Genomic DNA, 9315 nt, shown 5'->3' on the forward strand with positions numbered 1-9315 from the left:
CGACAAATGCCCGCGGTCCAGGCACCGGGGCGACGACGCGGTGTTGCCGACGTGATGCCGGTACCGGCCGAAGCCGCCCGTGACCTCTACGGGCGGCTTCGCCGTTTCCTGCCCGGGTTGACCCTCGACGTGGGTTGCGGCACCGGCACGATCGCCGCTGCACTCGCTCAGGCCGCCACCCAGCTCGGCGGCGCGCCCGCCGGCCCCGGTGCCGCTGTCCTCGGTGACCTGGTGCTGCTCGATGCCGTCGACCTCCGCGGCCCCGAAGCCATCGGTTTTCCCTTTGTCCTCGGCGATGCCTGCGCCCTGCCCTTCGCCACCCAGTCCCTCGGCGGCGTCCACCTGGCCCGCGTCCTCCACCACGTCTCCGACTGGCGCCTCGCCTTGCTTGAGGCCCGCCGCGTCGTCCGCCCCGGCGGCTCCATCGCCGTCACCCTCGGCGGCCGCATGTTCGCCTCGGAGCTCTCCCCCTTGCGTGACGCCGTCTTCTCCGAGGGCCAGCGCCTCGGCCTCCAGGGTGCCCACCACATCCACGGCCCCTCCGGCTACGACGACGTCGACTCCGTGCTGGGCCCCGGCGAGGTCGTCGAGGTCCGCTTCCCCCAGACCGACACCCCGCGCCAGGTTGTCCTCGACGCCGCCTCGCACCCCTACGCCTGGCTCCCCGGCCAGGACCTGACCCCGCTCCAGGCCGTGGCCGAGCAGGTGTTGGCGAGCTCCGGTTTCGAGCCCGACCGGCCGGTGGAACACGAGCGGGTCATCTCGTACCGGGTGTATCGCGCGGGGGCCTGAACCCTGAGCGGGATTCAGACGGCGGCGAGGCGGACGCGGTAGGTCCACCACCAGGTGCGGGGGTGGGGGAGACGACGCTGGGCGACCTCGCGCAGGCGGGTGAGGCCGATCTCGTCCTCGGTGAGGCCGCGGTCGAGCAGGGCGCGGACGCCGCCCTGGCTGCGGAGGGTGTCGACGAAGCGGGCGGCGTCGCCGGTGTCGCGGGAGTGCAGGGCGACCTCGGTGACGTGGCGAAAGAGGCCGGAGTCGCGGAGGCGGGCGACGTGGTCGGGCTTGTCGGCGTAGGCGGGGCGGACGTGGTGGCGGACCTCCAGCACGCGGTAGTGGGCCTCGACCTCGCGGTAGACGGCGTCGCACTCGGGGTCGACGGTCGGCGGCCAGTCGCAGTCGAAGGCGGCGAAGACGCCGCCGGGGCGGAGGATGCGGGCGATCTCGGGATAGGTGCGGGCGGGGTCGAACCAGTGCAGGGCCTGGCCGGCGGTGACGATGTCGGCGCAGGCGTCGGGCAGGCCGGTGGCCTCGGCGGTGCCGTCGACGACGCGAACGCCCCGGGCGGCGGCGACGGCGCGCATGCCGGCGTCGGGCTCGACGCCCAAGGCGTCCGGCCACAGGGCGGTGGACAGGCCGGTGCCGGCGCCCAGGTCGACGACCTCGGGCTCGGACAGGCCGGCCCACTGGGTGATGAGGTCGACCAGCTCGGCCGGTGGGCGCGGCCGAACCCGGTCGTACTCCTGCGCGAATCCGCCGAAGCGTGTGGTGGCGTCCGTCATGCCGGCACCGTAACAGTACGGACGTACGGTTTGCTAGGGCTCAGACGGCGCTCATCACGTGCTTCACCCGGGTGTAGTCGTCGAAGCCGTAGCCGGAGAGGTCCTTGCCGTAGCCGGACTGTTTGAACCCGCCGTGCGGCATCTCGGACACCAGCGCCCCGTGGGTGTTGACCCACACGCAGCCGAAGTCCAGGGCGGAGCTGACCCGCAGCACCCGCCGGTGGTTGTCCGACCAGACCGACGAGGCCAGGCCGTAGGGCACGCCGTTGGCCAGCTCGACGGCCTCCTCCTCCGACGCGAACGACTGCACGGTGATGACCGGCGCGAACACCTCCTCCTGCACGATCTCGTGGTCCTGGCGAACGCCGGACACCACGGTGGGCGCGAAGAAGAAGCCCCGGTCACCGACCTGATGGCCGCCGCAGTGCACGACGGCCTCGGCGGGCAGCCGCGACAGGAGGCCCGAGACCCGGTCGAGCTGGGCCTGGCTGTTCAGCGGCCCGAAGTCGGCGGCCTCGCGCGGCCCACGGCCGGTGCGCTGGGCGGAGGCGACCTTGGTCAGGGCGTCGACCAGCTCGTCGTGCACGTCGGCGTGGACGAGGACGCGGCTGGCGGCGGTGCAGTCCTGCCCGGCGTTGTAGAAGGCCGCGCCGACGATCTTCTCGGCGGTGTCGGTCACGTCGACGTCGTCGAACACGATGACGGGAGCATTCCCGCCCAGCTCAAGGTGGGTGCGCTTGAGCGTGGCGGCGGCGCCGGCGGCGACCTGGATGCCGGCCCGGGTCGAGCCGGTGATGGAGACGAGCGCCGGCACGGGGTGCTCGACCAGTAGACGGCCGGTCTCCCGGTCGCCGCAGATCACGTTCACCACGCCGGCCGGCAGGTGCTCGCCGGCCAGCTCGGCCAGCAGCACTGTGCTGGTCGGGGTGGTCTCGGCCGGCTTGACGACGGTGGTGTTGCCGGCGGCGACGGCCGGGGCGATCTTCCAGACGGCCATCAGCAGCGGGTAGTTCCACGGCGTGATCTGCGCGCACACGCCGACCGGCTCCCGCCGGATCGTCGAGGTCAGGCCGGTCGCGTACTCGCCGGAGGCCCGGCCCTCCAGGTTGCGGGCGGCGCCGGCGAAGAAGCGCAGGGCGTCCACCGCGGCCGGGATCTCCTCGTCCAGCACCGTGTGCCACTGCTTGCCGGTCTCCGCGCACTCGGCGTCGGCCAGCCGCTGGGCGTTGTCCTCCATGGCGGCAGCCAACCCGAGCAGGGCGTTGGCCCGGTCGCCGGGCGTGCTGCGCCGCCAGCTCCGGAACGCCGCGTCGGCGGCCCGCACGGCCTTGTCCACATCGGACGGTCCGGAGATGGGTGCGCTGCCGCTGACCTCGCCCGTTGCCGGGTCGACGAGGTCGGCCGCAAAACCGTCCACACCGGACAGTCGCTCACCGTTGATCACGTTGTGCGCCATTGCACCTCCTGGTGGGTCGGCGCGAACATCCTGAACACCGCGGGCAGCACGACGACGCTCGGGCCGTCGACCGCCAACGAGTTGATCATGTCGGACGCCAGCGAGGCCGGACTGCTCAGGGTCGCCGACACGCCGAACGACCTGGCCAGCGCCACGAAGTCCGGGCGGGTCAGCTCGGTTCCGTACGGGGTGTCCATGTACTCGCGGAGAATCCCATACCCTCCATCATCCACGATCAACCACGTGACGCGCAGCTTGTGCTGAGCCGCCGTCGCCAGTTCGGCGAGTCCGTACATGGCCCCGCCGTCGCCGGAAACGGCCAACACCGGCCGGTTTCCGCGCGCCGCGGCGGCCGCCCCGACGGCCGCCGGGAACGCCCAGCCGAGGCCGCCGGAACCCTGCGCCGTGTGCATGCCGCCGGACCGTGGGTCCCAGGCTGACCAGGCCCAATAGCCGAGGATGGTCATGTCCCAGAAACTCGGGGCGTCGTCCGGCAGCGCTTCCCTTATGGCGGCCAGAGTGTCGCGCTCTAACGCCAGCGACTGCCCGTCCAGCCGCGCCTCCACGCGGGCCAGCAGGCCGGCCGTGTCCGGCGCAGGTCGGTCCCGCACGGCAATGTGTTTGACAACTTCGGACAGAAATTCCCCCGCGTCGGCGTGGATCCCCAATGCTGGGTAGTTCGCCGCCAGCCGTGTCGCGTCGGCCTCCACCTGGATGACCTGCCCGCCCGGCCGGAACGTGCCGTAGTTCGTGGACAGTTCGCCGAGGCCGGATCCGACCACCAGCAACACATCGGCCGAGGCCAAGAACTCCGTGGTGTGCCGGTCCTCCAGCCACGACCGCAGCGACAGCGGGTGCTCCCACGGGAACGCGCCACGGCCGCCGAACGTGCTGGCCACGGGCGCGCCGAGGCGTTCGGCCAACGCCAGCAACGCTTCCTGGGCTCCGGCCCGCACGACGCCGCCACCGGCCAGGATGACCGGCCGCTCGGCGGCGTCGAGCAGTTTTGCCGCCTCGGCGACCAGTTCTGCTTGCGGGCGCAAGGTTGCGGGCTCGGCGTCCACTGTGACCACGGGCGGCTGGACGGTCGGGCCGGCCAGCACGTCCTGCGGAATTTCCACCCATACGGGGCCGGTCGGCGCCGTCGAAGCGATTCGCCATGCCTCGGCCAGCGCCGCCGGGATCTGCGCCGCGGTGCGTGCCATGTGAACAGACTTCACCACATCGCGGAAACTTGCCTGCTGGTCGGGAAGTTCGTGCAGGTAACCGCGCCGCCGTCCGCCGAGGCCGTCGGACGGGATCTGGCTGCTGATGCCCAGCACCGGCGAAGAAGATGAGACTGCCTCATGTAGTCCGGCCAACGTGAGCAATGCGCCAGGGCCCGTTGACACGACGAGCGGCGTCACCCGACCGGTGGTCCGCGCGTGGCCGTCGGCGGCGAACGCGGCCGACGGCTCCGTGCGGTTGCCGACATAGCGCAGGTCGGAGCGGCGCAGCGCGTCGAACAGGGCGAGCGCGTGCTGCCCCGGCTCGCCGAACACCGTGTCCGCGCCGAGCGCCTTGAGCGTCTCCACGACCAGATCGGCCCCGGTCCGCGACAGATCTGGGCGCGTCACGCCGACACCCCCATCGCCAGCAGCGACACCAGGTCGTAGGCCACGTGCGAGGCGGCGATCGAGGTGATCTCGGTGTGGTCGTAGGCCGGGGCGACCTCGACCACGTCGGCCGACACCAGGTTCGTGCCGGCCAGGCCGCGCAGGATCTCCAGCAGCTCGCGGCTGGTCATGCCGCCGGCCTCCGGCGTCCCCGTGCCGGGCGCGTGGGCCGGATCCAGCACGTCGATGTCGACCGACACGTACAGCGGCCGGTCCCCGATGCGTTCTCGCAGGCCGCCGACCACCTCGTCCACCCCACGCCGCATGACGTCGGCCGAGGTCACGATGCCGAAGCCCAGCTCCTTGTCGCCGGTCAGGTCGGAGCGGCTGTAGAGCGGCCCTCGGATGCCGACGTGGCACAGCGCCGAGGTGTCCAGCACGCCCTCCTCCACGGCCCGGCGGAACGGGGTGCCGTGCGTGTAGGAAGCGCCGAAGTAGGAGTCCCACGTGTCCAGGTGCGCGTCGAAATGCAGCAGCGCCACCGGTCCGTGCCGCTGCGACAGCGCCCGCAGCAGCGGCAGCGCGATCGTGTGGTCGCCGCCGATGCTGACCAGCCGCGACCCGCTGTCCAGCAGCTCACCGGCCGCCCGCTCGATGGTGTCGATGGCCTGCGGGATGTCCATCGGGTTGGCCGCGATGTCGCCCGCGTCGACCACCTGCGCCCGCTCGAACGGCGACACGTCCAGGCCTGGGTGGTACGGCCGCAGCAGCCGGCTCGCCTCGCGCACCGCCGCCGGCCCGAACCGCGCCCCCGGGCGGTAGGAGACGCCCGAGTCGAACGGGATGCCGACCACGGCGACATCGGCCCGGCCGACCTGGTCGACGCGGGGCAGCCGGGCGAACGTGGCCAGGCCCGCGAAGCGCGGGACGACGGACGAGTCGATCGGGCCGATCGGGGTCATGCGGACACTCCAGCCAGTCGTTGTTCCCAGGTGTGCAGCACGGACGCCGCCGTGCGCGGGGTGGCCAGGCTGACCGCCACGTACACGACGAAGCCGGCGAGCAGGCCGTAGTAGATGGGCTGGTCGGCGAGCAGGCCGAAAGTCAGCATGCACGCGATGACGGTGGCGGCGCCGGCGATCATGGAGGCCATGGCCCCGACCCGGGTTCCACGCTTCCAGAGCAGGCCGCCGATGATCGCCACCAACAGGCCCCCGACCAGCAGGTTGTAGGCCACGGTGAGGGCGGCTACCACGTCGTCGACCATGATCGCAATCAAGATCACCAGGACCCCCAGGACGAGGGTCGCGACGCGGTTGGCCCGGACGCCACCACGCCGCAGGATGTCGTTCTGGGCGACGGTCGAGCAGGCGATCAGGGCCCCCGACGCGGTCGACATCATCGCCGCCAGCGCGGCGGCCAGCACCAGCCCGCGCAGGCCGGCGGGAAGCAGGCCGGTGACGATCGTGGCGAAGGCCTCGTCCGGCTTGGGCAGGTTCGGGTAGAGCACCTTCGCGGCGCTGCCGATCAGCGCGCCGGCGACGGCGTAGACAAGGCAGTACAGGCCCGAGGTGAGGCCGCCGGTGGTGGCCACCCGCGGCGTCCGTGCCGTGAACACGCGTTGCCAGATGTCCTGGCCGATCAGCAGCCCGAACACGTAGATCAGCAGGTAGGTGACGATGCGACCGCTGCCGATGGACCCGATGTCGAAGTAGCCGGCCGGCAGCTTGGCCTGGAGGCCGCCGAAGCCGCCGACAGCGATCAGGGCCGTCGGTAGCAGCACCAGCAGGATGCCTACCGTCTTGACGACGAACTGCACGATGTCGGTCAGGGTGATCGACCACATGCCGCCCAACGCCGAGTACAGCACCACGATGACGCCGCCGATGATCACGCCGCCCACCTTGGGCAGGCCGAACAGCACCTCGAAGACCGTGGCGTAGGCGATGGTGGAGGTCACCGACAGCATCAGCGTGTAGCCCCACATCACCACCCCGGACACCATGCTGGTCGACCCGCCGTAGCGCAGGTCCAGCATCTCGGGGACGGTGTAGACGCGCAGCCGCACGATGCGGCGGGCGAAGAAGGCCGACAGCGCCAGGATGCCCAGGCCGATGGTGAACACCAGCCACGCGCCGGAGATGCCGAACTGGTAGCCCAGCGCGATTCCGCCGATGGTCGAGGCCCCGCCCAGCACCACCGCGGACATCGTGCCGGAGTACATCGCCCAGCCCAGGCGGCGGCCGGCGACGAGGTAGTCGCTGCGGGTGGTGGCCCGCCGCAGGCCCCACCAGCCGACGCCGAGCATGCCCAGCACGTACGCCGCGATCACCGCGTAATCGAGAGCCATCGGCTTCCTCCTGTCGTTCAGGTCACCCTAGGAAGCGATCGCGTGCGCCCGCTGTGGTCGAAGTGCACAATCTCGTGCCATGTCCCAGGGCAGAACGTCCACGGTTCCCCTCGGCGTGCTGGTGCGGCGGCCGGAGCTGCGGCTGGCCGTGCTCACCGGATCGGACCAGCTGGACCGCCCGATCAGGTGGGCGCACGTCAGCGAGCTGCGGGATCCGGTGCCGTACCTGCTGGGCGGGGAGCTGCTGCTGACCGCGGGCGTGAACTTCCCCTCCGACGTCGATGGGTACGTGCGCGGGCTGGTCGCCGCGGGCGTGCAGGCGCTGGGCTTCGGCGTCACGCCCGTGTACGACGATGTGCCGGCCGAATTGGTTGAGGCGTGCGTGCGGCACGGGTTGCCGCTGCTGGCGCTGCCGCCGTCGACGCCGTTCCTCGCCGTGAGCCAGGCCGTGGGCGTGGCGCTGGCCGAGGCCGAGCACGCGGAGCTGCGGTGGCTGTCCGAGGCCCAGGCGGCGTTGACCCGTGCCGCGCTGCGGCCCGATCCCGTGCGGGCCGTGGTGACCACGCTGGCCGAGCTCGCCGACTGGTGGTGCGTGTTGCTGGGCGACGCCGTGGTCGCGAAGGCCGGGATCGCCGATGTCGATCCGGTGGTCGCGGAGTTGGCGTCACGGCTTCGAGCCGGCAGCGGTCCGCGCAGCGCGTCCACGGAGCTCGGGGCGTGGCATGTCGTCGGATATCCGGTCGAGTCGGGGCAGGTTCTGGTGGTCGGCTCCCGGCGGCCGTTCTCCGTGACCGACCGTGCGGTCATCGCGGTTGCCTTGGCGCTGCTGGCTTTGGCCGAGCGGGCCGACGGTCGTTCGGTCACGAAGATGTTGGTCGGCGAGGACTCTTCTGACGGCTATCGTGTGGTACGCGGCCGCCGGAAGTCCGCTGGCGGCACGGATATCGACCTCGGCACGGCGCTGGTGGACGTCGACGGCGTCGAATTGCGCGCTGTCGTCACGACTTCGCCGGATGTTGTTGCGGCGCAGGCAGCCGGCTGGCTGCTGGCGGTGAGCTCCCCGGCTCGGGTCGTGGATCTGCCTGCCGCTGACCGGGAAGCCGGTCGCATGCTGGACCGTGCCGTCGCCATCGGCCGGCCCGTGACCGCGGCCGACGGCGTGTCGGCTTTGGTCGATCCGGACGCCGCCGCCCGATTCGCCGGGGACCTGCTGGCCCCGCTGGCCGCTCGACCCGAACTTCTGGACACTGTGCGGACCTGGTTGGCCTGCAACGGAAACTGGGACCGCACCGCCGTCGAGCTGGGTGTGCACCGCAACAGCGTGCGGCACCGGATCGGTGTGGTGGCACGAGAACTGGACATCGACCTGGCCGATGTCCAGCGGCGCATGGACCTTTGGTTCGCTTTGCGCTGGTCTGACTGAATCGAGGGTAGGGGCCAAGGGGTTTCCCGCTTCTGTCGGCGGGGTCGTCTCCCTAGCGTTGCCGTGCAGTGCTTTCACACCCCTGCCGGAGGAGACCCCTGTCGTGAACACGCGTTTGCGTATCGCCATCGCCGTGCTCGCCCCGCTCGCGATGCTCGGTATGGCCACTCCCGCCGCCACCGCCGCCCCCGCGCCCCACATCCACAAGCCGCTCAACCACGGCCTGTCCCACAGCACCAGCGGCAACTGGGCCGGCTACGCCGTGACCGGAGCCAAGTTCACCAGCGTGTCGGCCAGTTGGGTGCAGCCGTCGGTGAAGGCCACCTCCCAGGACGCCTACTCCAGCTTCTGGGTCGGCATCGACGGCGACGGCAGCAACTCCGTCGAGCAGCTCGGCACCGAGGTCGACTACATCAACGGCCGGGCCGAGTACTACGCCTGGTACGAGATGTACCCGGCCTACCCGGTCAACTTCAGCGACACCGTCAGCCCCGGCGACCACTTCACGGCGTCGGTGACCGAGACCACCGGCGGCAAGTTCACGCTGAAGATCTCCGACACCACCCGGGGCTGGAGCCACACCGTCAACAAGACCTACTCGGCGGCCAAGCTGGCCAGCGCCGAGATCATCGCCGAGGCTCCGTCGGACTCCAACGGCACCTTGCCGCTGGCCGACTTCGGCAGCGTGAACTTCGCCAACGCCACCGCCAACGGCAAGGCCATCGGCAGCCAGAACGCCGATCCGATCACCCAGGCCAGCGGCGGCACCACCAAGGACGCCGTGTCGGGCCTGTCCGGCGGCACCGCCTTCACCTGCACCTGGAAGCACGTCTGACCGTCGCTTTCGGACACCCCTTCATGCAGGGAAGGACGCCTTACCCTCGTTCAACGCGGGTAAGGCGTCCATCCCAGCATGAACGGCCCATCGC

General features: G+C 71.3%; 8 protein-coding genes. 3 read left to right on the forward strand and 5 right to left on the reverse strand.

Going from position 1 to position 9315, the window contains the following annotated elements:
* Positions 1-54 precede the first annotated feature (54 nt).
* Positions 55-792: a class I SAM-dependent methyltransferase gene (locus AB0M73_RS49275; RefSeq protein WP_363907085.1), complete on the forward strand. Its 738-nt coding sequence runs from the start codon at positions 55-57 to the stop codon at positions 790-792.
* A 14-nt stretch (positions 793-806) separates the two neighbouring features.
* Here the strand turns inward: AB0M73_RS49275 and AB0M73_RS49280 are convergent, their stop codons facing one another.
* From AB0M73_RS49280 to AB0M73_RS49300, 5 genes are read right to left on the reverse strand one after another with little or no spacing between them, the layout of a single operon-like run.
* Entirely contained in the window at positions 807-1562 is a 756-nt protein-coding gene (locus AB0M73_RS49280; protein ID WP_363907073.1) for a class I SAM-dependent methyltransferase, read from the reverse strand.
* 40 nt (positions 1563-1602) lie between these two features.
* Positions 1603-3018: a gamma-aminobutyraldehyde dehydrogenase gene (locus AB0M73_RS49285; RefSeq protein ID WP_363907075.1), complete on the reverse strand. Its 1416-nt coding sequence runs from the start codon at positions 3016-3018 to the stop codon at positions 1603-1605.
* Positions 3003-4619: a thiamine pyrophosphate-binding protein gene (locus AB0M73_RS49290; RefSeq protein WP_363907087.1), complete on the reverse strand. Its 1617-nt coding sequence runs from the start codon at positions 4617-4619 to the stop codon at positions 3003-3005. Before AB0M73_RS49290 ends, AB0M73_RS49285 begins: the two co-directional genes overlap by 16 nt.
* 11 nt (positions 4620-4630) lie before the next feature.
* Complete coding sequence (speB, locus tag AB0M73_RS49295; protein WP_363907077.1) at positions 4631-5575, reverse strand: agmatinase; 945 nt, start codon at positions 5573-5575, stop codon at positions 4631-4633.
* Complete coding sequence (locus tag AB0M73_RS49300; protein WP_363907079.1) at positions 5572-6963, reverse strand: sodium:solute symporter; 1392 nt, start codon at positions 6961-6963, stop codon at positions 5572-5574. Before AB0M73_RS49300 ends, speB begins: the two co-directional genes overlap by 4 nt.
* 79 nt (positions 6964-7042) lie before the next feature.
* Between AB0M73_RS49300 and AB0M73_RS49305 the strand changes: the two genes are divergently transcribed.
* Both AB0M73_RS49305 and AB0M73_RS49310 read left to right on the forward strand, forming a co-directional pair.
* Positions 7043-8386: a PucR family transcriptional regulator gene (locus AB0M73_RS49305; protein ID WP_363907081.1), complete on the forward strand. Its 1344-nt coding sequence runs from the start codon at positions 7043-7045 to the stop codon at positions 8384-8386.
* 103 nt (positions 8387-8489) lie between these two features.
* Entirely contained in the window at positions 8490-9221 is a 732-nt protein-coding gene (locus AB0M73_RS49310; protein ID WP_363907083.1) for a G1 family glutamic endopeptidase, read from the forward strand.
* The last annotated feature ends 94 nt before the right edge of the window (positions 9222-9315 follow it).

It is taken from the genome of Kutzneria sp. NPDC051319, from assembly GCF_040682195.1.
Lineage (GTDB): Bacteria > Actinomycetota > Actinomycetes > Mycobacteriales > Pseudonocardiaceae > Kutzneria.

Bases quoted from the DNA above. Each gene is read 5' to 3' on its own strand.
- AB0M73_RS49300 (WP_363907079.1), bottom strand. From the start codon at position 6,963: ATGGCTCTCGATTACGCGGTGATCGCGGCGTACGTGCTGGGCATGCTC.
- AB0M73_RS49285 (WP_363907075.1), bottom strand. From the start codon at position 3,018: ATGGCGCACAACGTGATCAACGGTGAGCGACTGTCCGGTGTGGACGGT.
- speB (WP_363907077.1), bottom strand. From the start codon at position 5,575: ATGACCCCGATCGGCCCGATCGACTCGTCCGTCGTCCCGCGCTTCGCG.
- AB0M73_RS49305 (WP_363907081.1), top strand. From the start codon at position 7,043: ATGTCCCAGGGCAGAACGTCCACGGTTCCCCTCGGCGTGCTGGTGCGG.
- AB0M73_RS49280 (WP_363907073.1), bottom strand. From the start codon at position 1,562: ATGACGGACGCCACCACACGCTTCGGCGGATTCGCGCAGGAGTACGAC.
- AB0M73_RS49275 (WP_363907085.1), top strand. From the start codon at position 55: ATGCCGGTACCGGCCGAAGCCGCCCGTGACCTCTACGGGCGGCTTCGC.